The 26,561-nt window shown below is 65.4% G+C and carries 20 protein-coding genes; 8 read left to right on the top strand and 12 right to left on the bottom strand.

Annotation, left to right across the window (positions count from 1 at the left end):
- Positions 1-22 precede the first annotated feature (22 nt).
- From DNK89_RS12150 to DNK89_RS12135, 4 genes are read left to right on the top strand one after another with little or no spacing between them, the layout of a single operon-like run.
- Entirely contained in the window at positions 23-2,125 is a 2,103-nt protein-coding gene (locus DNK89_RS12150) for an acetate--CoA ligase family protein (RefSeq protein WP_110960280.1), read from the top strand.
- Positions 2,122-3,228 carry a CaiB/BaiF CoA-transferase family protein gene (locus DNK89_RS12145; RefSeq protein ID WP_110960279.1) on the top strand — a complete coding sequence of 369 codons (1,107 nt, stop codon included), beginning with the start codon at positions 2,122-2,124 and terminating at the stop codon, positions 3,226-3,228. The genes DNK89_RS12150 and DNK89_RS12145 overlap by 4 nt, the downstream gene beginning before the upstream one ends.
- 3 nt (positions 3,229-3,231) lie before the next feature.
- The gene (locus DNK89_RS12140) at positions 3,232-4,242 is read left to right on the top strand and encodes a nitronate monooxygenase family protein (protein WP_110960278.1); all 1,011 of its coding nucleotides are present in this window, start codon (positions 3,232-3,234) and stop codon (positions 4,240-4,242) included.
- On the top strand, positions 4,239-5,186 hold the full coding sequence (locus DNK89_RS12135; protein ID WP_110960277.1) for a nitronate monooxygenase family protein: 948 nt from the start codon (positions 4,239-4,241) through the stop codon (positions 5,184-5,186). Before DNK89_RS12140 ends, DNK89_RS12135 begins: the two co-directional genes overlap by 4 nt.
- A gap of 16 nt (positions 5,187-5,202) precedes the next feature.
- Here the strand turns inward: DNK89_RS12135 and DNK89_RS12130 are convergent, their stop codons facing one another.
- From DNK89_RS12130 to DNK89_RS12120, 3 genes are read right to left on the bottom strand one after another with little or no spacing between them, the layout of a single operon-like run.
- The gene (locus DNK89_RS12130) at positions 5,203-6,057 is read right to left on the bottom strand and encodes a DUF6671 family protein (RefSeq protein ID WP_110960401.1); all 855 of its coding nucleotides are present in this window, start codon (positions 6,055-6,057) and stop codon (positions 5,203-5,205) included.
- Positions 6,057-8,615: a YbcC family protein gene (locus DNK89_RS12125; RefSeq protein ID WP_110960276.1), complete on the bottom strand. Its 2,559-nt coding sequence runs from the start codon at positions 8,613-8,615 to the stop codon at positions 6,057-6,059. The genes DNK89_RS12130 and DNK89_RS12125 overlap by 1 nt, the downstream gene beginning before the upstream one ends.
- 24 nt (positions 8,616-8,639) lie before the next feature.
- Positions 8,640-10,214, bottom strand: coding sequence for an NADH-quinone oxidoreductase subunit L (locus tag DNK89_RS12120; RefSeq protein ID WP_110960275.1), 1,575 nt, complete (start codon positions 10,212-10,214; stop codon positions 8,640-8,642).
- 99 nt (positions 10,215-10,313) lie between these two features.
- On the opposite strand from DNK89_RS12120, the gene DNK89_RS12115 reads away from it, so the two are divergent.
- Positions 10,314-11,216, top strand: a complete 903-nt coding sequence (locus DNK89_RS12115) for a LysR family transcriptional regulator (protein WP_015015695.1) — start codon at positions 10,314-10,316, stop codon at positions 11,214-11,216.
- A gap of 164 nt (positions 11,217-11,380) precedes the next feature.
- Here the strand turns inward: DNK89_RS12115 and DNK89_RS12110 are convergent, their stop codons facing one another.
- From DNK89_RS12110 to DNK89_RS12070, 9 genes are all read right to left on the bottom strand, one after another.
- Entirely contained in the window at positions 11,381-11,677 is a 297-nt protein-coding gene (locus DNK89_RS12110) for a DUF4148 domain-containing protein (protein ID WP_015015694.1), read from the bottom strand.
- A gap of 261 nt (positions 11,678-11,938) precedes the next feature.
- Positions 11,939-12,529, bottom strand: coding sequence for a DUF2894 domain-containing protein (locus DNK89_RS12105; protein WP_110960274.1), 591 nt, complete (start codon positions 12,527-12,529; stop codon positions 11,939-11,941).
- Positions 12,526-13,194, bottom strand: a complete 669-nt coding sequence (locus tag DNK89_RS12100; RefSeq protein ID WP_110960273.1) for an OmpA family protein — start codon at positions 13,192-13,194, stop codon at positions 12,526-12,528. Before DNK89_RS12100 ends, DNK89_RS12105 begins: the two co-directional genes overlap by 4 nt.
- Positions 13,191-15,860: a DUF802 domain-containing protein gene (locus DNK89_RS12095; RefSeq protein WP_110960272.1), complete on the bottom strand. Its 2,670-nt coding sequence runs from the start codon at positions 15,858-15,860 to the stop codon at positions 13,191-13,193. The genes DNK89_RS12100 and DNK89_RS12095 overlap by 4 nt, the downstream gene beginning before the upstream one ends.
- Positions 15,857-16,657, bottom strand: coding sequence for a DUF3348 family protein (locus DNK89_RS12090; protein ID WP_110960271.1), 801 nt, complete (start codon positions 16,655-16,657; stop codon positions 15,857-15,859). The genes DNK89_RS12095 and DNK89_RS12090 overlap by 4 nt, the downstream gene beginning before the upstream one ends.
- A gap of 257 nt (positions 16,658-16,914) precedes the next feature.
- The gene (gene boxA / locus DNK89_RS12085) at positions 16,915-18,192 is read right to left on the bottom strand and encodes a benzoyl-CoA 2,3-epoxidase subunit BoxA (RefSeq protein ID WP_110960270.1); all 1,278 of its coding nucleotides are present in this window, start codon (positions 18,190-18,192) and stop codon (positions 16,915-16,917) included.
- A gap of 153 nt (positions 18,193-18,345) precedes the next feature.
- The gene (gene boxB, locus DNK89_RS12080; protein WP_110960269.1) at positions 18,346-19,773 is read right to left on the bottom strand and encodes a benzoyl-CoA 2,3-epoxidase subunit BoxB; all 1,428 of its coding nucleotides are present in this window, start codon (positions 19,771-19,773) and stop codon (positions 18,346-18,348) included.
- Positions 19,774-19,814: 41 nt separating this feature from the next.
- Positions 19,815-21,485 carry a 2,3-epoxybenzoyl-CoA dihydrolase gene (boxC, locus tag DNK89_RS12075; RefSeq protein WP_110960268.1) on the bottom strand — a complete coding sequence of 557 codons (1,671 nt, stop codon included), beginning with the start codon at positions 21,483-21,485 and terminating at the stop codon, positions 19,815-19,817.
- Positions 21,486-21,748: 263 nt separating this feature from the next.
- Positions 21,749-22,690 (bottom strand): helix-turn-helix transcriptional regulator, encoded by a 942-nt coding sequence (locus DNK89_RS12070; RefSeq protein ID WP_203422252.1) that lies wholly within the window; start codon positions 22,688-22,690, stop codon positions 21,749-21,751.
- A gap of 191 nt (positions 22,691-22,881) precedes the next feature.
- On the opposite strand from DNK89_RS12070, the gene DNK89_RS12065 reads away from it, so the two are divergent.
- Genes DNK89_RS12065 through DNK89_RS12055 form a run of 3 tightly spaced genes read left to right on the top strand, consistent with a single transcriptional unit; the run spans position 22,882 to position 26,557 of the window.
- Positions 22,882-23,349, top strand: coding sequence for a DUF4863 family protein (locus DNK89_RS12065; RefSeq protein ID WP_110960267.1), 468 nt, complete (start codon positions 22,882-22,884; stop codon positions 23,347-23,349).
- Between the two features lie 55 nt (positions 23,350-23,404).
- On the top strand, positions 23,405-24,955 hold the full coding sequence (locus tag DNK89_RS12060; RefSeq protein WP_110960266.1) for a 3,4-dehydroadipyl-CoA semialdehyde dehydrogenase: 1,551 nt from the start codon (positions 23,405-23,407) through the stop codon (positions 24,953-24,955).
- A 48-nt stretch (positions 24,956-25,003) separates the two neighbouring features.
- Positions 25,004-26,557 carry a benzoate-CoA ligase family protein gene (locus tag DNK89_RS12055; protein WP_110960265.1) on the top strand — a complete coding sequence of 518 codons (1,554 nt, stop codon included), beginning with the start codon at positions 25,004-25,006 and terminating at the stop codon, positions 26,555-26,557.
- Positions 26,558-26,561: the final 4 nt, after the last annotated feature.

Below are 26,561 nucleotides of genomic sequence, written 5' to 3'. Positions count from 1 at the left end.
CCATAACGACCAGGAGACAAGATTGACTGACCTTTCGCGACTGATCCGCCCTCGCTCAATTGCCCTTGTGGGCGCGTCCGACCGCCCGCAGAGCATTGGCGAGCGCACGCTGACCAATCTGCTGGACCATTCAGAGTTCGACGGAGACATTTACCTCGTCAACCCGACCAAGGCAGAGATTCGCGGGCATCGCTGCTGGCCCAGTGTGGCATCGTTGCCCGCCACGCCGGACGTGGCGGTGATCGTGGTGCCCGCATCGGGCGTGCTGGCGGTGGCCGAAGAATGCGCAGCGCGGGGCGTTCTGTTTGCCATCGTGTTGACGTCGGGCTTTGGCGAGGCCGGTGAAGAAGGCGAACGTGCCCAGGTGCGGCTCAAGGAGATTGCTGATGCGGGCGGCATGCGCCTGTATGGCCCCAACTGCCCGGGTCTTACCAACGTCAACCACCGCCTGGGCCTGACCTTCTCGCCCTCCTTCCCTCATGACCTCGTCAAGGGTCCTATCGGCCTGGCGACTCAGGGTGGCGGCCTGGGGCGCAACGTGATGCAGGCCATGGACCGGGGTATCGGCATCGGCCTGTGGGCCTCTACCGGTAACGAGGTGGACCTGCAGGTGGCCGACTTCATCCACTACATGGCCGATGCTCCCGACATCAAGGTGATCGTGACCTTGCTGGAGGGCATCAAGGATGGCGCAAAGTTCGTGGCCGCCGTGAACCGTGCTGCGGCCAACGGTAAGCCCGTGATCGCGCTTAAAGTGGGCAAGTCGGAATACGGGCAGAAGGCGGCTCAATCGCATACAGCGTCCCTGACCGGATCGGCCGAAGTGAACAGCGCCGTGTTTAAGCAGTGCGGCGTGATCGAGGTGGATGACATCGACGAGCTGGTTGATACTGCCTGGCTGTTCGCACGCGGCGAGCCAGCACCCAGCGAAGGTGTGGCCATCTACACCTCGTCGGGCGGCACCGCAGCCTTGACGGCGGACGCCGTGGGCACCGCAGGCCTGACCCTCGCTCAGTTTGCCCCTCACACGCGGCAGGTCCTGGCCGATCTGCTGCCCGACTTCGCCGCGCTGGACAACCCGGTGGACACCACCGCCGCTGTGCTGAGCGATGCGGCATTGATCGAGAAGTCGCTGAGCGCTGTAGCGGTGGACCCCAATCTGGGCTGTGTGATCGTTCCGATCGCGCTGGACTATGGCGACACCACGATCCAGCTGGCACGCACCATCATCGCGGCGCAAAAGGGCTGTGCCACACCCATCATTCCCATCTGGATGAGCGACCGCATGGGCGAGGGCTATCGCATGCTGGTCGAAGGCGGGTTTGCACCGCCACGGTCTGTGGGCAAGGCCATCAAGGCCATACAGCGCTGGATCGAATACGGCCGCTGGAAGCGCGCCAGCGCTGCGCGTGTGCCGCTGAACCCCATGGCAGTGCTTGCGCAAGCCACTGCCACGCGCAGCCTGTCCGAGGCCGAGGCCAAGTCCCAGCTGCTGGCAGCAGGCATCGCCCTACTGCCCAACGCACTGACCGCCACCGCGCAGGACGCCGTCGCGGCGGCCAACGCCATGGGCTACCCCGTGGTGGCAAAGATCGCAAGCGAGCAGATCGTCCATAAGTCCGATATCGGCGGCGTAGTAGTAGGGCTGCAAAAAGCCGACGAACTGCGTCAAGCCTGGGAGGACATCATGGCGGCTGCGAAGCACCACCGGCCCGACGCACACATTGACGGCCTGCTGATCGAGAAGATGGCGCCGCGCGGCGGCCTGGAGCTGATGGTCGGCGTCACGCGCGATCCGGTGTTCGGCCATGTGATGACCTTCGGGCTGGGCGGCATCTACGTGGAGATCCTGCGCGACGTCACGCGCCGCATGCTGCCGCTGGGCGCCAGCGAGGCTGCCGCGATGGTGCGCGAGATGCGGTGTTTTCCCCTGCTGGACGGCGCACGTGGCAGCCCGCCGGCGGACCTGGAGGCGCTGCAGACGCTGCTGCTGCGCATCTCGGACTTCGTGATGCACAACGCAAACCGCATCGAGGAGATGGACCTCAACCCCGTGTGGATTGGCGCGCAAGGCGAGGGCGTGTTGCCCCTCGACGCCGTGATCATCGAAAGAACCGCCGCATGACCGCCACCGCAGCCCGGCCGCCGCTGAAGGACATCACGGTGGTGGATTTCAGTGAGCTGCTGCCGGGGCCTTTCCTGACGCAGAGCTTGGCGGAGATGGGCGCGCGCATCATCAAGATCGAGCGCCCGCCGCACGGCGACAACGCGCGCCACCTGGGACAGGGCGCTTTCGAGGCCGTGAACCGGGGCAAGCAGAGCCTGCTGGTGGACCTCAAGGACGAGGCCCAGCGCGCCCAGGTCCGCGAGTTGATCGCGTCGGCAGACGTGGTGGTCGAATCCTACCGCCCCGGCGTGATGGCGCGCCTGGGCTTGGATGCCGCATCGCTCTGCCAGGCCTACCCGCGCCTCATCTATGTGTCCCTCAGTGGCTACGGCCAGACGGGGCCGTGGGCTGACCTGCCGGGGCACGACATCAACTACCTGGCCGCTGCCGGGGTGCTGGCCGTCTCGGGCCCGCCGGACGGCGCCCCTGCGCAGAGCTTCGGTCTGCCGGTGGCCGACCTGTGCGGGACCATGTACGCGCTGTCCGCCACGCTCGCCGCGCTGTTCCAGCGCGAAACCACGGGCCGGGGGCAGTACCTGGACGTGGCGTTGGCCGATTGCGCCTTGCACTGGATGAACCCACGGCTGGGCGCGTACCGGTCGGCCGGTGCGCGCACGGTGCAAGCACAGCGCGAGGCCACACTGGTCAAGGCTGCCTACGGAGCGTTCCGGTGCAAGGATGGGCGCTACGTGTCGGTTGCTGCGCTGGAAGACCATTTCTGGAAGCGCTTGTGCACAGCCCTGCCGCTCGCGCCGTTCGATGGTCCGGAGTACGCCACGCACAAGGCACGCAAGGCGGTGGCCGATGCGATCAATCTGCGTATCGAGCAGGCCATGCAGCCTCTGGAATCGTGGGAGGCCTTCGAACTGCTGTGCCGCCATGACGTTCCAGCTGCACCCGTGGTTCATCCCGCCGAACTGCCGGCTCAAGCGCATTTCGCCTCGCGAGGCAAGTTTGCCGCGGGTGATGACATGCCTTGGGTCCGTTTTCCGGTGGCCATGGAGGGGATGGGCGGCACCGACCTGGCGGGCGCACCACCACTGGGTGCAGGGGTCGACTGAGTCATGGCCGCCGTCCTGCGCACGCGCATTACGCAGCTGCTGGGGATCGATCACCCCATCCTGGGCGGCGGCCTGATGTGGCTGTCCGACGCGAAGTATGTGGCTGCGCTGGTGAATGCAGGTTGCATGGGCTTCATCACGCCCCGGTCGTATGCCAGCGAAGCGGATTTCTGCCACGCGCTTGCGCTCTGCACGGAGCTGACCTGCGGAAAACCGTTTGGCGTGAATCTCACGCTCTCGCACCGGCCCGAAGCCAACGCCATGGTTCCGCGCTGGATGGATGCAGCTCTGGCGCATGGCGTGAGGATCTTTGAGACAGCAGGACATGCGCCAGCGGAACTCATCAAAGCGCTGCATAAGGCCAACGCCGTCGTTGTTCACAAAGCCTCCAGCATCCGTCACGCGCTTTCTGCAGAGCGCGCAGGTGCGGATGCCATTGCTTTGGTCGGCATCGAAGAGGGCGGGCATCCGGGCACGAACGAGCTGCCCACGATGCTCATGGGTGCGCTTGCCCACGGCCAGTTCAGCGTGCCCGTGGTGCTGGGCGGCGGCATTGGCCTTGGCAGGCAACTGGCCGCGGTGCTGGCTCAGGGGCTGGACGGTGTGCTCATCGGCAGCCGCTTTCTGGTGTGCGAGGAGATCCAGACGCACCCGCTTTACAAGGAGCATTTGCTCACCTGTGACGAGCACTCCACGGTGCGGTTGCTGCAGTCATTGGGCACCACCTGGCGCGTGCTGCTGAACGACACCGCGCGCCAGGTTCAAGCCATCGAGCGGGCTGGTGCCACCGAATATTCCGCCTTCGGCGACCTCATCAGCGGAACCGTCGCGCGCGACCGCTGCTACGCCGAGGGTGAATGGCACCATGGCATGGTCTCATTGGGGCCATCCATCGCATTCGCAAAACGCATCGAGCCGTTGCAGGCCATCGTCAACGGCATGGTGAACGAAGCGGCGCAGGCCATCGCGGCCCTTCACGCAATGCATTCACAGAACGGAATGGAACAAGAATGAACCGACTGCCTTTCATGGAGCGGCTGGTGGTGCCCGTCATTGCGGCCCCCATGCTGCGTGTCTCTGGCATCGATCTGGTCTCGGCCGCTTGCGCGGCCGGTGTCATCGGCGCGTTTCCCACAGCCAATTGCACGTCGCTGGACGAGTTTGCGGTGTGGTTGCAGCGGCTTCAGCGCGAAGCCGAAGAGCAGCCCGGCCGAGCGCCTTATTGCCCCAACCTCATCATGCGGCGCGACCCCGCACGCCTCAAGGCCGAAGTGGATTTGATCGTGCGCCATGGTGCGGAGCTGGTGATCACCAGTGTGGGGTCTCCCGCTTCGGTGATTCCTGCCTTGCGTGACGGCGGCTGCCTTGTGTTTGCCGATGTGGCCTCGCTCCACCATGCGGAGCGTGCGGTGGAGGCAGGCGTCGATGGCCTGGTGCTTCTGTCGTCCGGCGCAGGCGGGCACACCGGCTGGGCCAACCCGTTCGCGTTTGTGCGTGCTGTACGCCAGATGTTCGACGGCCCCATTGTGTTGTCGGGAGGACTCTCGGACGGCGTGGCACTGCGCGCCGCGACCGTGTTGGGTTGCGATCTGGGGTGTGTGGGTACGCGATTCATCGCCACCCAGGAAAGCATGGCGACGGCGGACTACAAAGAGATGCTTCTGGAAAGCTCCATGGACGATGTGCTCGCCACACGCGCCTTCACTGGGTTACCAGCCAACTTTTTGAAGCCGTCCATCGTCCGTGTGGGGCTCGACCCCGAAGCGTTGGACGAGACGGTGTCCGTGCAGGAGGCCCGCAAGAAATTTGGAGGAGGCTCTGAAGGACCCGTCATTCAGCGGTGGTCGGACCTCTGGAGCGCGGGGCATTCAGTGTCGGGCGTGACATCCTTGCCCACGGTGGCCGAACTGGTTCAGTCCATGAAGATGGAGTACCAAGGCGTCACGACGTACGCTTGACGGGGGTGAACGCTGCTCAGGGATTGCAATGTGCGCAGTGGCGCGGATCTGCCAATGCCTGCGTGGCTTTGTTCACTCTGGACTGGTATTGACAGCGCGGGCAGGACCACACCTCAGCGCGACAGGATGCGGTAGGCCGTCCACACGCAGAGCAGGCAAGCCCCGGTATGCGTTCGGTGAGCCAGTAACCTGGGGTGTTACAGGCCGGGCAGCTGGACTGCAATCGCTGCAGCAAGTCCTGCGCAGCTTGCTCGATGAGGCGCATGCGGGTGGGGTTGGCAAAGGCCCTCAGGTCCGTCTCCACAAAGACCTGGCGGTTGCTGGCCTGGGCTTGGCAGGCGTCGAAGCAGCGCCGCAGCCGGTCCCAGTCCGCGATGCCTTTGTGCATGCGGGTGTCGTCCTGGCTCTCCGGGCGCAGCACCAGCTGGTGCTGCGGGAAGCCCTCGCGCTGCGCAAATGCCTCCACGGCACTCCAGTCATCGCTCAGCAGGTGCCCGCTGCGCGCAGGCCCTTGTGCCATGCCGACGACTTCGATGCCCATGCGGTCGTCCAGCCAGGCGATCAGCTCCACGTTCCAGGGCACCATTCCTGTGAACGGATCGGGACCAAAGCTGCCCTCGCTGGCCAGGCCGGCATCGAGGCCGGAGAGCTCCATGCCCTTGCGGGCTTTGCGCCGTGCTGCATCCAGTTGCGAGCCCGCACGTGCCGTTTCGCGGGTGAAGGTGCCCAGCAGGTCGGTATCGAACCCGCTGACATGTTCAATCGTGCAACCCAGACCCGGCTCCAGCGCGGGCGCGATGACCCGCTCCTTGCCATGCTGGGTCAGCAAGGCGATGCGGCGGTCTGCATAGGGGCGTGCACTGGGGTGCATCACCATTTCTCCGTGTGCAGCGGCTCCCAGACACCCTGGTCATAGCGCATCAGGTCGGCGCCTTCCCACCGCCAGAGGTGCAGCCACCCGTGGTCCACCAGTTGCTTGACGACGGCATGTTGATTTATCACTGCGTCGATGGACTGGCGGGGCGCATCAATCACCACGGTCAACCTCAGCGGTTCGTGGGCCCAGCGCTTCCCGTCGTGCACCGACTGCTGCGACAGGCCGATGCGCAGATCGCCGCCGTTGCCTTCAAAGACGCCGATGTTTCCGCCCACCACGTTGTGCAGCACTTTGTTGCCGCTCCCCAGCCGTGTGGGGTCGCAGGTGGATGCGTGGTACTGCCAGTTGATCCAGTGGGTGACCAGCATGGGCGCGGTCATGAGCGCTTCCAGCAGGCTGCCGTCGGGGTCTCTCTGGGCGTCATAGTCGTGCAGAAAGCTGCGTCCTTGTAGCGCAGCGCCCAGCGTCCTGTGCCGGGGTGCGATGACGAAGGCTGCGTTGCCCGCCAGGCCCCATTCCGGGCGCGTCTGGGCGCCATCGTTGGCGCGCCTTCGCAATTGCTTCAGCAAATCGTCGTGCGGTGTCCGTGGGTCGATGTGCAGGTGCGGTGCTCGTTCTCTGCGGACTTGGTCACTGGCGTGGTGTAGCACCGGCTGCAGGCTGTCCCACCGTTGGCGAGCGGCTGGGGGCAGCAGGTCCAGGTCAAAGCCCTCGATCTCATCGGTTGTGGTGTTGTGCAGGGCCGCCACGAAGGTTGTGGACTCCGGAATGGCGATGCCTTGTTCCGCCAGGCCCGTTCGCACGGCAGGTTCGTTCAGCAGTTGCGCCAGGCTGCGGGCACTGACTTCGCCGGTCTGGCCGCAGCATGCGCCGCAATCCAGCGCTGCCGCATGGGCGTTGTTGGCCGACTGGCTGCCATGCCCTACCAGCAGTACCAGGGGCGCCAGATAACCGTCCAGCCCCATGGAGCGCAGCACCCGCGTTGCCAGCGACACCTTGGCGCCGATGTCCAGCCCCGTGAGCTGGGGCCGGCACAGGGGGCGATAGCGCGTAGGCAGGCCTTCCAGTGCATCGTTGGCCCTGGCTTGCCGGGAGGGCCGCAGCCATTGGCCCAGCTTGCCCGCATAGCCCACGCCCGCCGCCTCAACGAACGAGAACGCCGCACCCGGCCAGCGGCTGGCGGACAGCCATTGGTCGGCCAGCGCAAAGCGCCTGGAGCGTGCGTTGGTCGCTGCTGCTTGCAGCGTCGCATCGGTCTTCAACGCGCCCGCAGTGGATGGCACGATGCAGTCAGTGGCTTCTACTGCGGGTGCCAACAGGCCCGGCAGGTGGGGCGTGCGAGCGCTGGTGCCCAGCGGTGTGTAGGCGAGGGGCAGGCCGAAAAATCCCGCGAACCCGATGGTCTGTACGGCGGGCCAAATGGCCTCCAGGGACCTCCGCAGTGGCTCGCTGCGCACATCGATACAAAAAGCGGCTTGCACCTCAATCTCGTGCTGGTTGGGCGGGGCACTGCCGGCACCGAGCAGCCGCTGAGCCAGTTGGCGCTGGTAGCCGACTTCCAGAGCTACTTGCCACACTTCGTCGACCAGCAGAGCCTGCTCTGCCCGTTGCAACAAAGCTGGAGCCTGGCCCCATGCCTGTTGCAGCGCCTGGAAGGCATGGGTGCCTGCGGCATCGTCCTTGCAATGCAGCAGAACCGCACCCCATGCCAGCCGGATCGCCAGCAACTCCCGCAGGTGCGGGTCGGTCGTCTGGTTCAGGTGGGCCTGCCAGCCTAGATAGGCGCACCACGAAGCCCAGCCATTCACCGTCAGCAGCACCGACTCCAGATAGTCTGGCCACACTGCCTTCGGAAGACGCAGCCTGTGCAGTACCCAGCGTTCGGCGTCTTCCCGGGTGGCGGGCAAGGCCTCCAAGGCCTCGGCGAGGTGTGGCAAGCCCATCAGCAGGCCGATGGAGTGGTCGTGCTGCAGAGTCTCGCGCCAGAACGCATACAGGCCCTCGGATCGCTGGGGCTGCCAGTCGGCCTGTGTCTGGTCGAAATACGCGGCACAAGTCTGGCTCACCTGGTGGGTGATGGCTTGGCGCCAGGACAAGCGGGTGTGGCGGTGGGGATCGTTGTCCAGCACATCGATCAGCAGCGGCAACTGCTCCACAGGCTGGGTGTTGTGTAGGGCCTGTACGCAGTCTTCGGCCGTCAACCTGCAGGCTTGCGCCTGAGGCACTTGGCGGATCGCCTGATCAAGGTCCTGGGCGCTGATGCGTCCTTCCGTCCACGCTTGCAGTTGCCGGTCGCGCCCGGGAAAGACCTGAATGCCGCCCAGCGCTGCCATGCGCGCAGCTACCCGGCGCACCGGCATGCCGATGCGCGCCCAGTGCGGGTTGACTGCAATGGCACGGTCCAGGGGCCAGGCCGGTGCAATGGCTTGGCACGCTTGTGCGCAGGCGGTGTCGATGTCGTTGTGCGAGGCCGGGTGCTGCGCGGCGTGCGTGGGCGTTGGCGCCGCGAGCTCGAGCTCCTCGGTGGGGCAGTCGGTCAGTGATTCCATCATCGGGTTCTCCGGGTGCAGTGCGGTTCAGGGGGCGACTCTTTGCAACGTGGGGCCTGCTACACGGTGCACAGCGTCACGCGGGGCAGGGGGTGTCCAGGCGGTGGGCCAGATGTAGAGGGCCAGCCGGGTGTACGCCTCGTCGATGTAGAACCCCGCATAGCTCCACCGGCGCCACGTCCGCAGCATGTGGGGCTGCCTTTGCAGCAGCGCCAGAAAGAGGTAAAGGCCTAAAAGTCCGATCAGTGCCAGCCACCCCAGAACGTGCGCCGGAGCATCGCGCAAGCCCAGTGGCAGATGGTGGATGGCGACCGCCGCTGCGGTGAGGCCTGCCACCATCACCAACCCCGCCAGGCTGTGCCAGGCCGCAGTCTTGGCGCTGGCCTGGCCCTGAGGCGACCAGAGCAGCGGTGCCCAGGCCAGCCCCAGCACGGCAGACCACCATGCCGGCCAGGGCGCATCCGCCGCCAAGTTCAGCACCACCAGCACGGTGGCCGTGGCGGCGACGGGTGCCAGCGCCAGGCTGATGGCAGTCGGAGGGGTTGCGCTGTGCATGGCCTGCAGCCGGGTTTGCCGAACCGCGTTAGACGCCGACAGAAACACGTGGGCCTTGTACAACGAGTGGCCCACGAGGTGCAGCGCAGCCAGTGTGTACAGGCCCAGCCCGCATTCGAGCAGCATGAACCCCATCTGCGCCACGGTAGACCAGGCCAGTCGCACCTTGATGCTGATGCGCGTCAGCATGACCATGCCAGCGAGCACGGCTGTACCGAGGCCAAAAACGACCAGCACGACGCGGGCAGCGGCGGCGTTTTCCAGCAAGGGGGCGAACCGTATCAGCACGAACCCGCCCAGGTTGACCACGCCTGCGTGCAGCAGTGCAGACACCGGCGTGGGCGCCTCCATCACCTGGATCAGCCAGCCATGTACGGGCAACAAGGCCGTCCGCAAGATCACGGCCAGGGTCAGCAACACCGCGCTGGCGTGCAACAACGGGGACATGCCGTCGCGTGCGATGTACGCCCACAATGCCGACAAAGAACCGCTGCCGGCTTCCAGCCATGCCAGTGCCGCCGCACCGACCAGCAATACGTCGGCCACCCGGTCAGCCATCTGTTTTTTGTGGGCAGCCAGGCTGGCAAAAGCCCGGTCGGGGTAGAAGCACAACAGGTGCTGCAGCGCAATGCCCACCAGAGCCCAGGCAATGGCCAGGACGATCCAGTGGTCTGCCAGCAGCAGCATATGCACGGCAGCCAGCACGCCCGCCAGCGCCGCCATGTAGCGCGGCTGGCCGGGCTCTCCCTCCAGGTACCGCGCAGAAAACGCTGCGATGACGGTGCCCAGCAGTTGCACCAGAACACCCATGCACAAGCCCATCGGCGATGCCTTGAGCCAGCCTGCGAGGTCCAGACTGCCGATGCCAGCCATGGCCGCAATCGCCGCCAATACAGAACCCGCCAGCGCGGTACCGGACAGGATCAGCATCCAGCGCCACAACGTGGCAACCGAGCCTTTGTGGCACAGCGCCAGCGCCATGGCGGCCAGCATGAGCATGCCCGGTGCCCATGCGCTGGCGTGGGACAAAACGTGAAGAAATGGCATCACTCAACCTCCAGAAACAAGACTGGGGGCGATGATGCTGCGGGGTTATTGTTCTGTAAAATACATTGAAAAGAACAAGGAAATACTAAAAATAGAACAATGAGACTCGATCAACTCAACTTCAACCACCTGTTCTACTTTTGGCGTGTGGCCAAGCTGGGGCACCTCACCCAGGCAGCGCAAGAGCTCCACACGTCCCAGTCTGCGGTGTCCACCCAGATCCGGCAGCTGGAAGAGCGCCTGGGCGAAGAGCTTTTTTTGCGAGAAGGCCGCCGCCTGCTGCTGACCGACACCGGGCAATTGGTGCTGGCATATGCCGAGAACATCTTCGGGCTGGGTCAGGAAATGCTTGGGCGCCTGCAGGGCAGCGCGTCGGGTGTGACCCGGCTGCGTGTGGGCAGTGTGGCAACGTTGTCCCGCAACTACCAGGAGAACTGGATCCGCCCCTTGCTGGCCGACCCGTCCGTGGTTCTGACGCTGGAGTCAGGACTGCTGGAGGGGTTGATTACCCGCCTGGTGCAGCACCAGCTGGACGTGGTGCTGGCCAATGAGTCAGTGCCTTCCGACTCCGAGCGCCCCTTGCACTGCCAATTTCTCGGCAGCCAGTCCATCTCGCTGGTCGGCCCTGCCAGCGTGTGGCAATCGCGCTCGTTGCGCATACCTGAAGACCTAGAGGGCATGGAGGTGGCACTGCCTGGCCCCCGCCATGCGCTGCGCGCGCAGTTTGAGGCCCTGTGTGCATCGGCCGGGGTGACGCCCCGATTGCGCGCCGAGGTGGATGACATGGCCATGCTGCGCCTGATCGCCCGTGACAGCGGCTGGCTGACCGTGCTGCCCGAGGTGGTGGTTCAGGACGAGTTGCGCACGGGCATCCTGGTCAAGGTGGGCTACTCCGCCGGGCTGCAGGAGCATTTCTACGCCATCACCACCCGGCATCGGCACCGTATCGAGGTGCTGGAAACCCTGCTGGAACGTTCGTCGGGCCGCATGGGGCCGTCCTGACAGACCCAGCTGGGATTCGTCAAAAGATTGCCCCATGAAAAAAGCCCCGCAATGGGGGCTCGTTCAGGGGCGATGCAATGTGATGCGGTGCACCGATGACGCCTTCGCTCAGCCGCAGTGGATGCGCCAAGCGGTGGCGTCCGAAACGCCCGCATCGGCTTGCATCACATGGCGTTGCCGATTTCGCCGTGGGAGATCTGGCCCGTGCGAACGGCTTCTGCGGCCTGGGCACGCACGGCAGCGCGGTCGGCGGTGGATTGGTAGGTGGCAACGCGCGAGCCAGCAGGTTCCATGCTGTGTGTTTTGGCTTCTACCACGGCCTCTGCGCGGACTTCGGCGCGGGTGCGCTGGGTTTCGAATTGGGTAGCGAACTGCGAAGCATCGGCTTCATCAGCGTGGGCGCCCAACGAGGCGAAAGCGGCAACAGCAGCGATGGAGAGGAAGCGTACGGTCTTGTTCATGATGCAAATCCTTGAATAAAAAAAGCGTCTCAAAAAAAGCCGGCGTGAAGTGCACAAAGTGTTGATGAAAAATGACTTCATTCCGGGTTCGGTGAGTCGCCTGACGGGTTCGGCTCATCGATGGGATGAACTGTACGCCGACGGTGTTCAAGAAAAAACTATTCAGTATTTAATTGACTATTCTGGTATTCGAAATAATTGGACTGAGATCTGAATGCACTGAGCGGCGATCTCTGCATGCCTTGCGGCAGCCGCAGCGGGTCAGGGCTTGCTGCGCGCCTTGCGTGCTGGACGGGGGGCGGGGGTGGGAGGCTTGTGGCTCGCCTGATCCAGCCACAGCAACGTGTCCATGTGCGCCATGAAGTGGCGCAGATAGTCTGGAGACAGGGTGCGCATCAGGCTGAGGGAGCGCAGCACCAGCTTGTGCGCGTTGAGGGGGCCCGCATTCTCCGGCCCTCGGTGCAGGGCCTGCACCACTTGCTGCTCCGCGGCGATGTGAGACCAGGCCTTGCTGAACTGGTGCACGCTTTTGAGCGCGGGCAATGGAGCGTTGTCCACCGCAAACGGGTCGCCCACAGCAGCGCTGTGCCGGGGCATTCCCAAGGACTGATTCAGTTGTGCCAGCGCGGAGCCCGCATTGGCATGGCGTTCGTGGCGGGTTGATGCCGTGGTACGGGGCGGCTTCTGGGGGTAGCTCGCCAGCGCGGCTTCCAACTTGTGAGTCAGCAGCCGCTGCACGGCGGGCGGTTGGCCGGGCAGGCGGCGTGCCAGCACCTCCAGATAATGGAAACGCACGGGGTCGTGATGGTGCGCGCCTGCTGCGCGCAAGGTCTCCAGGCGGGGATCGGTCATGGGGCTCGGGGGGGCTCGGCCGGCCGTTGAGGCGCGGCCTTGGGGACGGGCGCCATCTCCACGCGGCGGTTTTGTGCACGGCCTCTTTCGTCACTGTTGTCGGCCACGGGTTGTTCGGCACCAAAGGCGGCCGCGAACACCTGGGAGGACGGCATGCCTTCGTCAATCAGCGCCCGGGTCACGGTGAGTGCGCGCTGGGCCGACAGCTCCAGGTTGTCCGCAAAACGTTTCTGGCTGCCGCGCAGCAACGCGGTGTTGTCGGTGAAGCCACTGACCATGAGCATTTCATCGCGCTCGCGCAAATACACCCCCAGCGGCTGGACCAGGCTTTTGAGCAACTGCCGTCCCTCGGCACGCAGTTCGTCAGAGCCAGTGGCAAACAGCACACTGCCGCTGATGCCAATGCGTCCGTTGTTCACCGTCACGCGCCCAGCAGCCAGCGGAACGGCCAACGCCTTTTCAAGCGCCATGCGCCGCTGCTCTTCCATCTGGCGCTTTTGCACTTCTTGCTGCAGGCTGGCCACCAGGTCAATCTGCACCACCAGCACGCCGACGAGGATCAACACAAAAGCACCCAGCAGCCCCGCCATCAGATCGCCGAAGACGGCCCACACCGGGGCTGTCTGGTCGGTAGCGTCGTCCAGAGTGTCGTCCACGCCGATCACGCAGGCACCCCTTGTTCTGCCGTGGCACGGCCATGGAGTCGGCGCAGGTCTTCCACGATGCCTTGTTGTGCGCTGATGCTCAGGTCAATCACCTCGCGGGCCTGTGCCACGTAGTAGGCCAGCTGCTCGTCGCTGCGGCCCATTGACTCGCGAAGCGCGCCCTCCATGCCTTGCAGGCTCTCCATCAGCTTGTCGTTGCTGGCGCTGAACAGGCCCACGCCGTGCTGGAAGGATTCACCGAGGCTGGACAATTCGATGGCGCTGGCTGCCACTTGCGCAGCGACCTCGTCCACCTTGTCTGCCTGTGCGCCCAGGGCCTGCGCAAATTGCTGGCCCGCCTGCTCCAGTACCTGGGCGGCCGAGCCCACCAGGGCGTCAATGGCCGCGCGCTGCTGCACAGCAGCATCGTTCACGGATTGCAGCAGTGTGCCCAACTGGTGCGTCATGGCCGTGCGCTCGGCCAGTGCGAGGTTGTCGCGTTCGCCCAAGCGTGTCATTTCCTGCCGCAACTGGGTGATGACTTCGGCTGCCGCCTGTGGCACGTCGGAGGCGGTCTGCAGCAGGCGCGTGAGCGGTGCTTCCAGCGCAGCGCCGAGGGTGGCCAGGTGCTCTGCCACGGCGGCTTGCAGGGTCTCCAGGCGGTCCACGGCCGCCTGGCCGCGCACGGCTTCGGCATCGCGCAGGGCGACCAGCTCATCGCGCCACACCTGGGTCAGTGCCTCCATGCGCTGGCCCTGGGCTTGCACCCACTGGGCTTCGGTGTCGATGCGTGTGCGCAGCAGCGCGTCGGATTGCTCCATCAGCGCAGTGGTGCCGCCCAAGGTGCGTTCCACCTGGGCGTTCAGTTGCTGGCTCACCTGTGTGGCAGTCTCCTCCAGCGTCTGCACCAGGACGCGTTGTTGTTCCACGGTCTGGGTGGCGGCGCGCTGCCATTCGGCGCTGAGCGTGTGCGCCACGTTCTCCAGGGACTGGCTCCAGTCTGCCAACCGTTGCGTGTCGGCGTCGCGCTGTGCCTGCTGGGCATCGGCGGCTGTGGCTTGCAACGCAGCCAGCAGGGCCTCTGAGCGTTGTTCGAAGGCGCTGTTGGCGGTCTGCAGGCGGTGTTCGATCTGCTGGGCTGCCTGGGCGAGTGCCGCGCTGGTGGCCTGGTGTTGTTCAGCAGTCTGTGTCCCGGCGCTCTGCCATTCGCCGCTGATTGTCTGGGCCATCTGACGCATGGACTGGGTCCAGTCGGCAAGCCGCTGCGCGTCCGCAGACCGTTGTGCAGCGTGGGCTTCGGCCACGGTGGCTTGAAGCGTGGTGACCAGTGCTTCGGCCTGCTGTGCAAAGGCCTGGGTGGTGGCCTGCAATTGCCGGTCCATCTGCTGTGCTGTGCGCTCCAAGGCCTGGCCCACCTCCTGCTGTTGGGTCAGGGTGTGGGTGCCTGCACGCTGCCATTCAGCGGCGAGGTTGCGGGCCATGTCCTGCATGGTGTGCTCCCAGCCTTGCAGTCGCCGTTGGTCCACCTCCGCCTGGGCGGCCTGTTGCTGTGCGGCGGATGCGTGCAGGGAGTCCACCAGGGATTTCGAGCGGTCGTCAAAAGCCTGCGTGAGTGTTTGCAATGCGCCCTCGAACTGGGTTGCCAGTGCGCCCTGCGTGTTCGTCTGCTGGTCGAGCGCCCGGGCCCAGGTGTCGGCCACCTTGCGTGCGGTGCCCTCCCATTGCGCGCTGAGGTTTTGCAGCTGCTGACTGGTGTGTTCTCGCAGCCGCTCGTGGGTGCGCTGGGACTCTTGTGCCAGCGTCGCCATGGCCTGTTCCACCACCGGGCGCATGGCGGCAGTGGCCTGCTGGGCACTGGTGCTCAGGCTGTCTTGCAGCGATGCGCCCACGGCCTGCGCCAATTGGGTGTAGGCGGCAGAGGCCTCTTTGTGAAACCCCTGCTGTTGCGCCAGCAGCTGGTCGTTGAGCTGGCTGTGGCGGCGCTCCAGCCCCTCCATCATGGCTTGCAGGCGGTCGGCAATTAGCGGCAGGGCCTGGGCCTGCGCTTGCAGGGCCTGCAGGGTGTCCTCACGCCGTTGGGCGGAAGAGAAGGCCCGAAACAGCGTGGGGATGCGTGCATCCAGCTGGCGGACCGCCTGCAGCCGTTCACGGCGGCTCAGGGCGGACAACAGGCCCAGCGCGGCCGACGTAGCCACCCCCGCGACGGACGTACCAAACGACAGGCCCAGTCCCTTGATGGGCGCAGCCAGTGCGTTGCGGATGGATTCCAGGTTGCCAGAGGCCTCCAGGGCGAACACGGCGCCGTGGAACGTCACCACCATGCCCACGAAGGTGCCCAGCATGCCCAGCATCACCAGCAGTCCTACCAGGTAGGGTGTGAGCGCGGGGCCTGGCAAGGCCACTCTCTCGCCTTCGATGCGTTGCCGAACCGGGTGGCGCAGTGCCGGGTCCAGGCTTTCCAGCCAGGCCTCCAGCGCAGGAGGCTCTTGACGGGCGTCGAGCGCGCGCGTCAGCGAGGCGGTGGCCGCGCGATAGCGCATCAGCTCCCAGGCTCCCAGCAGGTAGGTTGCGGCGATCATCACCGTCATTGCCAGTGCCAGCGGGCTGTGGCCTATAAAATCCCAGCCCACCCAGCCAGCGGCCGCGAGGCCTGTGGCAAAGATGGCTGTCATCACACTCTTGTTCATTCCTGTTGTCCTGTCGTGTCGTTCTGGGCCGCTTCCAGCAGTCCCGTGATTGGTTCCATGCGCGTTTGCAGCTCTGCGGTGAGCAGGGCCTGCATGTCGCGTTCGAAGGCCCACAGCCAGCCTCCTGCCTGCCGCCAGCGCGCAGGCTCATCGGTCAGCCCCTGGGCGGTCAGCCGGTGCTGGTGTTGCCGATGGCGGTGCGCCAGTCGGCGCTCCAGATGTGCGGGGAGCAAGGCCCACAGCCGTTGCTCGCGCGGCGCCAGCATGTGCTCCATGACAGCGTCTAGCGCCGCTACCTGGCGCAACGTGGGTGTGCCCTGTGCGATCGCCTGGCGCACTTGCGCCCTCAGGGGCTGCAGCCGCAGCTCCATCTGCTTTTGCAGGTCCAGATAGCGTGGCGCATGGGTGGCGAATTCCGTTTCCACCATCGGGTCCGGCAGCTCCACGGGCGTGTTGTCCGCCCGGGCCCGCAGCGGTTTGGGTGCAGCGGGCCTGGTGGTCAGCTGGCCTTCGAGATCGGCCTTAACCTTTGCTACCAAGCCGGTGAGTGCCGTCATGTTCAGCACCATGGGTGGGCGTTGTGCACTGCCTGCCTGCGATGGCAGGGTCTCGATCGCGTGCAGCGCCCGGCTGAGCTGGACGGCGTCCACGGTTCCCAGCCATTGGCTCAGCTGCTCTGCCACATCGGGGGGCTTGACGGCTGGCACCGGACGCGCGGCCCGCTCACTGGCTTCCCGCGTCCATTGCTGGAGCAGGACCACGAGGGGTGAGCTGTTGAGTCGGTGGTGTTGGGTCATCCCGCGAAGGCTGTGCACTGGGTGGGCACGGCCGAGCGGGATGGTCCGGCGGCGCGTGCAGGAGGGAACGGGTCCCCGTAGGCAAAGCCCGCTATTTTCGCAGGAACGAAAGGCCGGTCGGCCGGTCAGCGTCCGGCGTTGCAGCTGTTACACGACGGAAAGAGCGCCATGCAGCGCCCAGAGGCCCAGCCGCTGGGCCTTTTGGAGGCTCCAGGGCTTGAATTAGAGAGAGACCTCAGGCCAAGGCCTTTACGGCCTTAATAGGTTTCCAGGTGCAGTCGGCCTTCGCGCTGCAGCGTCGCGCCCAGGGTCTCCCAGCTCAGCCCTGCCTCTTGCGCTATGTCACGCAGTGCCATCACCACGCCTTCTTCCATGCCCTTGAGGCCGCAGACGTAGAAGTGGCTGTTGTCGTCGCGCAGCAAGGCCAGCAGATCGGCGGCGCGCTCGCGCATCAGGTCTTGCACGTAGCGCTTGGGCTGCCCGGGCGTGCGGGAGAAAGCCAGGTTGATGTCGATGAAGTCTTTGGGCAGGCTTTGCAGGGGGCCGAAGTAGGGCAGTTCCTGCTGCGTGCGTGCACCAAAGAACAGCAGGAGCTTGCCACCTTCGAATTTGCCGCTGTTGCGCAGCCTGCGCCGCCACTCGGTCATGGCGCGCATGGGAGCGCTGCCGGTGCCGGTGCAGATCATCACGATGTGCGATCGCGGGTGGTTGGGCATGAGGAAGCTGCTGCCGAACGGCCCCACCACTTGCACCTTGTCGCCCACCTTCAGGTCGCACACATAGTTGGAGGCCACGCCACGCACAGGGTTGCCATCGTGGTCCACGGTCACGCGCTTCACGGTCAGCGCTAGGTTGTTGTATCCGGGGCGTTCACCGTTGCGTGGGCTGGCCACCGAGTATTGGCGCGCGTGGTGCGGCTTGCCAAGCGCATCGGTGCCCGGCGGGATGATGCCAATCGATTGCCCTTCCAGCACAGGGAACGGCATGCTGCCGAAGTCGAGCACCACATGGTGGGTTTCGCTCTCAAAACCCGCCTCGGTGCAGTTGAAGTTGCCGACCACGGTGGCTGTGGTCGGGTTTTTGGGTGGAAACAGATTGGTGTACGGATGTGCTGCGGACCAGGGCGGTAACGTGGCTCCGTACTGGGCAGACCGAAACACCTGCGTGCCCGGCTCTGCCGGGGCCTCAACGGCTGGCTTTGGTGCTGCCGCCGCTGTGGCGGGTTCTGCACCTGCTGCAACCAGTTCGTGGGGCGCGAGCTCGCCGGGCAGCTCTTCCCAGCTGAACTGCTCTTCAATGCTGTAGGCCCTGCCCACCGGCACCGCGCGCCAGTTGTCGATGGAACCCGTGGGGCAGGGCGATATGCAGGCCATGCAGCCATTGCACACATCTGCCCGCACCACGTAGTTGTTGTCGTCGTGCGTGATCGCATTGACCGGGCAGGTAGCCTCGCAGGTGTTGCAGCGGATGCAGATCTCCGGGTCGATCAGGTGCTGCTTCAGGATGCCGTTGTCGATCAGCGTGTGGGTTTCCATAGTCGTTCTTCGTGCCATGTATGTCGACGGGTACTGTGACCTTGCATGCGTTGGCTGGCTTCAGTCGATACAGAGCAAAACCGCTGTGCCTGGCCGCAGGCGCCGGGATACCCCTGGGAGAGGCGGGCGCTGGCGGCTCAGGCTCTGCAGGGGTCAATTGAAACGCACGTACTCGAAATCCACCGGCTGGCGGTTGATGCCCATGACCGGGGGCGCGATCCAGCCAGCGAACTTGCCCGGCTCGACCACGCGGCCCATCAACGACGCCACAAACGCGAAGTCTTCGGGCGTGGGCAGCCATTCGGCCTTGCGTGCGGTCCATTCCGCCTCGCTCACCACGCGGCCGTCGGGCGACATCTTGATGCCGGCCAGCGCGCCGATCTGGCGATTGAAGGCCTTGTGGGGGACCACCAGGCGGGTGGGGACGCCCGCCTTCTCCAGCACCTTGTTCCACCGGCCCACGCCCGCCATGGAGTCCTTGACGAAATCGTCGCGCAGCACTTCGTTCAGCGCGTTGAGCATGGGCACTTCTTTTTCCAGCAACTGGCCGTCCTTGACCTCCAGCACTTTGTACGTTTGGCCCTTGAGCACGTGGTCGTCAGTGCGTTTGCCTTCTTCGTAGCGACCCTTGAGGCCCGAGCTGTAGAAGGTGGCGGCGTTGCTCGACTGGTCTGCGCCGAACAGATCGATGGTCACGCTGTAGTGGAAGTTGAGGTAGCGCTGGATGGTGGGCAGGTCGATGGCGCCCGCTGCACGCACCTGGGCCGGGTCGTCGGTCTTGAGGTCGTTCATCACCTGTGCGGTGCGCGAGAGCACGCGCGAGATGCCGCTCTCGCCCACAAACATGTGGTGGGCCTCTTCGGTCAGCATGAACTTGGTGGTGCGCGCGAGCGGGTCAAAAGCGCTCTCTGCCAGGGCCGAGAGCTGGAACTTGCCGTCACGGTCAGTGAAGTAGGTGAACATGAAAAACGCCAGCCAATCCGGCGTCTTTTCATTGAACGCGCCCAGGATGCGCGGGTTGTTCTCGTCGCCGGACTGGCGCTGCAGCAGCGCTTCGGCCTCTTCGCGGCCGTCGCGGCCGAAGTGCTTGTGCAGCAGGTACACCATGGCCCACAGGTGGCGGCCCTCTTCCACATTGATCTGGAACAAATTGCGCAGGTCGTACATGCTGGGCGCCGTCAGGCCCAGGTGGCGCTGCTGCTCTACCGAGGCTGGCTCTGTGTCGCCCTGGGTCACGATGATGCGGCGCAGATTGGCGCGGTGTTCGCCGGGCACGTCTTGCCAGGCTTTTTCGCCCTTGTGGTCGCCAAAGTGGATTTCGCGGTTGGTATCGCCAGGGTTCAGAAAGATGCCCCATCGGTAGTCGCGCATCTTCACGTGGCCAAACTGTGCCCAGCCATTCGGGTCCACGCTGACGGCGGTACGCAGATAAACCTCATGGTTGGTCGATCCCTCAGGGCCCACGTCGTCCCACCAGTTGATGAAGTTGGGCTGCCAGCCTTCGAGCGCGCGCTGCAGCGTGCGGTCTTCGCCGAGGTTGACGTTGTTGGGGATCTTCTCGCTGTAGTTGATGCTGCTCATGGGGTGCTCCTCTGGATGGAAATCGAATGCAGGGCAGGGGGTCAGACGCGCGTCTGGTCAAAACCGGCCTTCTGGCCGGTGCCATAAACCTTGAGCGCGCCCTTCTCGCCCACGGCGTTGGGGCGGTTGAAGATCCAGTTCTGCCACGCGGTCAGGCGCCCGAAGATGCGGGTGTTCATGTTTTCCTTGCTGGCAAAACGCAGGTTGGCCTCCAGGCCGGTCAGCGCGTCGGGGGACATGGCGGCGCGTTCTTCGATGGCGATGCGGATTTCGTCGGCCCAGTCGATGTCGTCGGGGGCAGCCGTGACCAAGCCCAGTGCGAGCGCACTGTCCGCGTCCAGCGGTCGGCCGGTCGCTGCGCGGACCGCTTCCAGTGGGCCTGCCTCTTCATAGAAGCGGCGTTGCAGGCGGCTTTGGTCATTCACCATGGGCAACAAGCCAAAGTTGAATGCGTTCAGCGTGAGCGTTGGTGCCTGCTCGGGAGCGTCGGGCAGGGCCAGCATGTAGGTACGGTCCGCCGCCAGCGCCAGCTCTGCCAGGGTGCCGGCAAAAGCAGAGCCCGTCTCGATCAGTGCGAAGAGGCTGCGCGAAGACACATCCAGACGGGCAAAGGTGCGCCGCAGTGCGCCGATGGTCTCTCGCACCAGCCAGTGGTCCTGGTGAGCAAGCAGGACGGCATCGCTGGCCAGCACGGCTTGTGCGTCCCCTTCGGTCTTCAGCAGCCAGGTGCCAATGTCCAGCTCGTTGGTGCGCAGGTTCAGGATGGCGTCGTCCAGCTCGCGGGCCATTGCCAGCGGCCACCAGGCGGCGCCGGCTGCTTCAATGGCGGCCGTGTCTGCGGGTTGCGCCCCTTGAGGTGCCTTGATGCACAGCGTGGCTGTGCGCCGTGCGCGGTCGATGTCCACCGTCACGTGCTGGTAGCGCATGCCGTCGGCATGGTCCTGCCGCTCTACGCGGGGCAGGGCAATGCCTTGTGCGTCGCTGGGGCGGGTGCTGGTCTGTGCATGGGCGGTGGCACGTTCTTGTACCGTGGCGGCAAATTGCGCGGGCTTGGCGATACGGTCCACCAGGCGCCAGTCCACCGCGCGCTGGCCACGCACACCTTCCACGCTGGTGCAGAAGATGTCGGCCAAGTCGTGCCGCACGCGGCGCTTGTCCGTGACACGTGTCAGCCCACCGGTGCCGGGCAACACGCCCAGCAAAGGCACTTCGGGCAGCGATACGGCAGACGACCGGTCATCGACCAGGATGATTTCATCGCACGCCAGTGCCAGCTCGTAGCCGCCGCCTGCGCAGGCGCCATTCACGGCCGCAATGAACTTGAGGCCCGAGTGTTTGGAGGAGTCTTCAATGCCGTTGCGCGTTTCGTTGGTGAACTTGCAGAAGTTGACCTTCCAGGCGTGGCTGGATACCCCCAGCATGAAGATGTTGGCACCCGAGCAAAAGATGCGGTCCTTGCCGCTGGTGACGATGACGCTGCGCACGTTGGGGTGCTCAAAGCGGATGCGGTTGAGCGCGTCATGCAGCTCAATGTCCACCCCCAGGTCGTAGCTGTTGAGCTTGAGCTTGTAGCCAGGACGAATCCCGCCGTCCTCCGCAATGTCGAGGGACAGCCGCGCAATGGCGCCCTCGACCGACAAGGTCCAGTGGCGGTACTGCGTGGGGTCAGTGCGGTAATCAACGCGTTCGGGAGCGTGGGTGAGGTCTGCCATGAGGTCTCCGTGGAGAATTAACGCAATATAGTGCTTATTGCTTGCTATTGACGTGCATCATCATGCATGTTGTGCGGTATGTCAATGCATTTTTTTGCCGATGGCAGTCGGGCGGATGTGCTGCGTCGCTGAGGGCTGCGCAGGGGGGTGAGGGGGCGAACTGCACTGGCCACCGTGGCGGTGGCGCTGTGCTGTGCCGGGATGAGCGTGGGCGCTGCGGCGCCCGTGTCCGGGCTGCAGCCGCTCAGAGGGCGTGCGGGGTTTTACTCCGCCCGGGTCATGGCCTTGCGCACACTGGCACTCAGGGCTTGCAGGCTTTGCTCGGGCGTCTGGCCGGAGGTATCCACCGTGATTTCGGCCTTGGAATAAAAAGCAGCGCGCCCGTCCAGGATGCGCTTGAGATCGTCCATGGCCTCTTTGCTGGCGGCCATCGGGCGCATGTCGCCCTGGGCCACCACGCGCCCCATGTGTTCCTCGGGCGCGGCCCTTAACCACACGGTGGTGCAGTGGGCCAGCAGTTCGTTGAAAGTGGCAGGGTCCGACACAATGCCGCCCGGCGTGGCAATGACCACCTCGCTGTGGATCTGTATCGTTTCTTCCAGGGCTCTGCGCTCGTAGCGGCGGTAGGCGGTGGTGCCGTACAGGTCGTGGATTTCGCGCACGCTGCACCCGGCGAGGGCCTCGATGGCGCGGCTCAGTTCAATGAACGGTACGTCCAGCTCGCGCGCCAGCAACGGCCCCAGGGTGGATTTGCCAGCCCCCCGCAGACCCACCAGCGCGATGCGGCGGTGCCTTGCTGCGTCGTTGTGCCCCCCGCTCAGCAGCTCGTGCAGCGCCAGGCGCGCGCGGCGCAGTTCGGGCTCGCTGCGGTGTTCCAGCAGTTCGCGGATCAGCAGCCATTCGGGCGATTGCGTCGTGAAGTCGCCCACCAGCTCCGCCAGCGAGCAGTGCAGCGCATGGGCCACCTGCTGCAGCACCAGGATGGAGGCGTTGCCGGTGCCGTACTCCAGGTTGGCCAGGTGGCGCTCCGACACATCAGCAGCCACGGCCACTGCCTTGCGGGTCAGGCCCCGCTGCGCACGCAGGTTGCGAACGCGCTCGCCCAGTGCCACCAGCAGGGGGTTCTTGGGCTCCTCGGCCGATGGCGGCGCACCCTCCTGCGCGGAGGCGGGTGCCAGCAGCCCCGCCGTTTCTGTTTCGTTCATACCCATCCTTTTCATGGAGCACCCTGGCCTTCTCAGGGAAAACACCATGCATGCACTATAGTGCTTGACATGGATCTTTGAGGTAACTATGGTTCTTTAATTGGCAAAATACTGCATGTTTTGGATGCGCGCAAGGCGGTGAATCAAAAACGGTGCAGATTGGGCCCCGACTCTAGCTGCACCCACTGCCCATGTCCGACAAAACTGCATTTCACCAAGCCCTGGCAGCTCTGACCGCCCAGCTCGCTGGCAAACCCCTGGATGCCGCTCTCGCGCAATGGCTTAACACTGCACACGGCCCCACCAGTACCACCTACCAGCGTTTGCGGGAGGCGTGTATTCAGGGTGCGCGTGAGGGGTGGTTGTGTGAACGCGAGGGCGGTGGCATTCGCTACGGCCGTGTGTTCAAGCCCGAAGATGCCTTGCATCGGTTTTCTGTGGACGTGGTGGACATGCAAAACATTGCCGGCCCCCACCACACCCACCCGCAGGGCGAAATCGATTTGATCATGCCGCTGGAGGGCGATGCGGTGTTTGACGGCCACCCTGCCGGATGGTGCGTTTACCCGCCCGGCAGTGCCCACCACCCCACGGTGGCGCACGGCAGGGCGCTGGTGCTGTACCTGCTGCCCGAGGGGCAGATCCAGTTCACCCGCTAGGGCTGGCGCCTGCGCTGCTCCCCCATGGACCTTCTCGCTCAGAAAGAACGACTGCATGACTGAATTGCTCGCCAACCACGTTGCCGGCCGCTGGCAACACGGAACAGGGCCCGGCACCGAGCTGCGCGACCCTGTGCTGGGCACCCCCCTGGTGCGGGTGGACGCCACGGGGTTGAACCTGCCCGAGGCCTTTGCGTTTGCCCGCGAACAGGGTGGGGCTGCGCTGCGCGCCGCCACCTACCGTGAGCGGGCCGCCATGCTCGGCGCGGTCGCCAAGGTGTTGCAGGCGCACCGCGACAGTTACTACGACATTGCCACTGCCAACTCCGGCACCGTCAAGACGGACTCAGCGGTGGACATCGACGGCGGGATCTTCACCCTCGGCCAATACGCCAGATGGGGTGATGCGCTGGGCGATGTGCGCGTGCTGCGCGACGGGGACGCCATCAGGCTGGGTAAGGACCCGGTCTTTCAGTCGCAGCACCTGCAGGTGCCGAGGCCAGGGGTGGCGCTGTGCATCAACGCGTTCAACTTTCCTGCTTGGGGTCTTTGGGAAAAAGCCGCGCCTGCCTTGCTGTCAGGCATGCCGGTCATCGTCAAGCCCGGCACATCCACGGCGTGGCTGACCCAGCGCATGGTGCAGGACGTGGTGAACGCCGGGGTGTTGCCCGCCGGCGCGCTGTCGGTCATCGCGGGAGGCTCGGCGGGCTTGATGGACGCGCTGCAACCGTTTGATGTGGTCTCGTTCACCGGCTCTGCCGAGACAGCGGGCCTTGTGCGGGCGCATCCGGCGGTGGCGCAGCGTTCGGTGCGCGCCAACATCGAGGCCGACAGCCTCAATGCCGCGCTGCTGATGGCTGATGCGGCGCCCGGCAGCGCCGCCTTTGACTTGCTGGTGCGTGAAGTCGTCCGCGAGATGACCGTCAAGTCCGGCCAGAAGTGCACCGCAATCCGCCGCATCCTGGTCCCCTCCACGTTGTACGCTGCGGTGGCCGAGGCGGTCAGCGCCCAACTGGCCAGCGTGGTGGTGGGCAACCCCCGCAACCCGGAAGTGCGCATGGGCTCGCTGGTGAGCCGCGCGCAGTTCGATGGGGTGCAGGCAGGCATTGCCGCCCTGGCCGCCCATACCGACGTCCTGCACGACGGCCGAACCCGCCCTCTAGTGGATGCCGACCCCGCCGTGGCCGCCTGCGTCGGCCCGGTGCTGCTGGGCGCGCGCGATGCCGACCGGGCCACCATCGTCCATGACGTAGAGGTGTTTGGCCCGGTGGCCACCTTGCTGCCCTACAACGATCTGCCCCATGCGCTGGCCCTGGCGCAGCGAGGCCAGGGCTCGCTCGTGACCTCGCTCTACGGCGCCGAGGACAAGGCCCTGGCCCAGGCCGCCATTGCGCTGGCGGCGAGCAACGGCCGGGTGCATGTGGTGACGCCGGCCGTGGCCACTGCACACACGGGCCACGGCAATGTCATGCCCATGTCACTGCATGGCGGGCCCGGCCGGGCTGGCGGTGGTGCCGAGCTGGGCGGCTTGCGGGCGCTGGACTTCTATCACCAGCGCAGTGCGGTGCAGGCCAGCCCCGAAGTGCTCGCGGCGCTGGGCTGCTGACCCCCGAACCTACCAGCAAAAACAACGCCATCGCGACGGAGACACGCCATGAACAGCCTTCCAGAACAGTTCAATTTTGCAGAGCATCTGTTCGCCCTGAACCGCGCGCGGGGTGACCGCATTGCCTACATCGACGACCAGGGGACCCTGAGCTACAGCGCGCTGGAAGACCGCGCACGGCGGCTGGCGGCGGTGCTGGCCAACACTGGCGTGCGGCGCGAGGAGCGCGTGCTGCTGCTGATGCTGGACACCAGCGACTGGCCGGTGGCGTTTCTGGGTTGCCTGTACGCGGGTGTGGTGCCTGTGGCGGTCAACACCCTGCTCAAGCCCGACGACTACGCCTACATGCTGACGCACTGCCGGGCGCAGGCGGCACTGGTCTCCGGCGCATTGCTGCCGGTGCTGAACGAGGCGCTGGCCCTGGCACCCCACCATGAGGTGCGTGCTTGCGTGGTGTCGCAGCCGCAGGGCACTTTGGCTGCAGGGGCGGTGGACATGCAGGCCGCCATCGCCAGCACATCCGCGCTGACTGCGCCCGCCCGCACCGGCCCGGACGAGCCCGGGTTCTGGCTTTATTCCTCGGGCTCCACGGGCAAGCCCAAGGGCACGGTGCACACGCAGGGCAGCCTGTTGTGGACGGCCGAGCTGTATGGCAAGGCGGTGCTGGGCCTGACCGACAAGGATGTGTGCTTTTCGGCTGCCAAGCTCTACTTTGCGTATGGGCTGGGCAACAGCCTGACCTTCCCTTTGTCAGTGGGCGCCACAGTGGTGCTGATGGCCGAGCGACCCACGCCAGACGCCACGTTTGAGCGCTGGACGCGCCACCAGCCCACGGTGTTCTTTGGGGCGCCCACCGGTTTTGCCGGCATGCTGGCCTCGCCCCGCCTGCCTTCCCGAAGTGCGGTGGCGCTGCGCATGTGCTCGTCTGCTGGCGAGGCGCTGCCGGCCGAGATCGCGCAGCGCTTCAAGGACCATTTCGGTTGCGACATCATCGATGGCATTGGCTCGACAGAGATGCTGCACATCTTCCTGTCCAACCGCCCTGGCGATGTGCGCTACGGCACCACGGGCAAACCGGTGCCGGGTTACGAGATTTCCCTGCGCGGCGAAGACGGCAGCGAGGTGGCGCAGGGCGAGATTGGCGACCTCTACATCCAGGGCCCCAGCGCAGCGCTGATGTACTGGAACAACCGCGCCAAGACCCGCGAGACCTTCCAGGGCACGTGGACCAAAAGCGGCGACAAATATGTGCGCGATGCTGAGGGCTACTACACCTACGCAGGGCGCAGCGACGACATGCTCAAGGTCAGCGGCATTTACGTGTCCCCCTTCGAGGTGGAGGCCACGCTGATGCAGCATACCTCCGTGCTGGAGGCAGCCGTGGTCGGCACGCAGGATGCCGACGGCCTGACCAAGACCAAGGCGTTTGTGGTGCTCAAAGATGGGCAGGCGGTCACACCGGATGAACTCAAGGCCTTTGTGAAGGAACGCCTGGCGCCCTACAAGTACCCGCGTCTGATCGAATTCTTGCCCGAGCTGCCCAAGACGGCCACCGGCAAGATCCAGCGCTTTCGGCTGCGCGAACGGGAGCAGCGGGCGTGAGTGC

The organism is Acidovorax sp. ST3 (assembly GCF_003231145.1).
Taxonomy (GTDB): Bacteria; Pseudomonadota; Gammaproteobacteria; order Burkholderiales; family Burkholderiaceae_C; genus Acidovorax.
This window is presented reverse-complemented; position numbering and strand designations above follow the sequence as displayed.

Coding starts and splice junctions, on each gene's coding strand:
- DNK89_RS12090 (WP_110960271.1), bottom strand. CDS start 16,657: ATGACCCAACACCACCGACTCAACAGCTCACCCCTCGTGGTCCTGCTC.
- DNK89_RS12135 (WP_110960277.1), top strand. CDS start 4,239: ATGAACCGACTGCCTTTCATGGAGCGGCTGGTGGTGCCCGTCATTGCG.
- DNK89_RS12070 (WP_203422252.1), bottom strand. CDS start 22,690: ATGAACGAAACAGAAACGGCGGGGCTGCTGGCACCCGCCTCCGCGCAG.
- DNK89_RS12110 (WP_015015694.1), bottom strand. CDS start 11,677: ATGAACAAGACCGTACGCTTCCTCTCCATCGCTGCTGTTGCCGCTTTC.
- DNK89_RS12125 (WP_110960276.1), bottom strand. CDS start 8,615: ATGATGGAATCACTGACCGACTGCCCCACCGAGGAGCTCGAGCTCGCG.
- DNK89_RS12105 (WP_110960274.1), bottom strand. CDS start 12,529: ATGACCGATCCCCGCCTGGAGACCTTGCGCGCAGCAGGCGCGCACCAT.
- DNK89_RS12115 (WP_015015695.1), top strand. CDS start 10,314: ATGAGACTCGATCAACTCAACTTCAACCACCTGTTCTACTTTTGGCGT.
- DNK89_RS12065 (WP_110960267.1), top strand. CDS start 22,882: ATGTCCGACAAAACTGCATTTCACCAAGCCCTGGCAGCTCTGACCGCC.
- boxA (WP_110960270.1), bottom strand. CDS start 18,192: ATGGAAACCCACACGCTGATCGACAACGGCATCCTGAAGCAGCACCTG.
- DNK89_RS12060 (WP_110960266.1), top strand. CDS start 23,405: ATGACTGAATTGCTCGCCAACCACGTTGCCGGCCGCTGGCAACACGGA.
- DNK89_RS12130 (WP_110960401.1), bottom strand. CDS start 6,057: ATGCACCCCAGTGCACGCCCCTATGCAGACCGCCGCATCGCCTTGCTG.
- DNK89_RS12095 (WP_110960272.1), bottom strand. CDS start 15,860: ATGAACAAGAGTGTGATGACAGCCATCTTTGCCACAGGCCTCGCGGCC.
- boxB (WP_110960269.1), bottom strand. CDS start 19,773: ATGAGCAGCATCAACTACAGCGAGAAGATCCCCAACAACGTCAACCTC.
- DNK89_RS12140 (WP_110960278.1), top strand. CDS start 3,232: ATGGCCGCCGTCCTGCGCACGCGCATTACGCAGCTGCTGGGGATCGAT.
- DNK89_RS12120 (WP_110960275.1), bottom strand. CDS start 10,214: ATGCCATTTCTTCACGTTTTGTCCCACGCCAGCGCATGGGCACCGGGC.
- DNK89_RS12145 (WP_110960279.1), top strand. CDS start 2,122: ATGACCGCCACCGCAGCCCGGCCGCCGCTGAAGGACATCACGGTGGTG.
- DNK89_RS12055 (WP_110960265.1), top strand. CDS start 25,004: ATGAACAGCCTTCCAGAACAGTTCAATTTTGCAGAGCATCTGTTCGCC.
- boxC (WP_110960268.1), bottom strand. CDS start 21,485: ATGGCAGACCTCACCCACGCTCCCGAACGCGTTGATTACCGCACTGAC.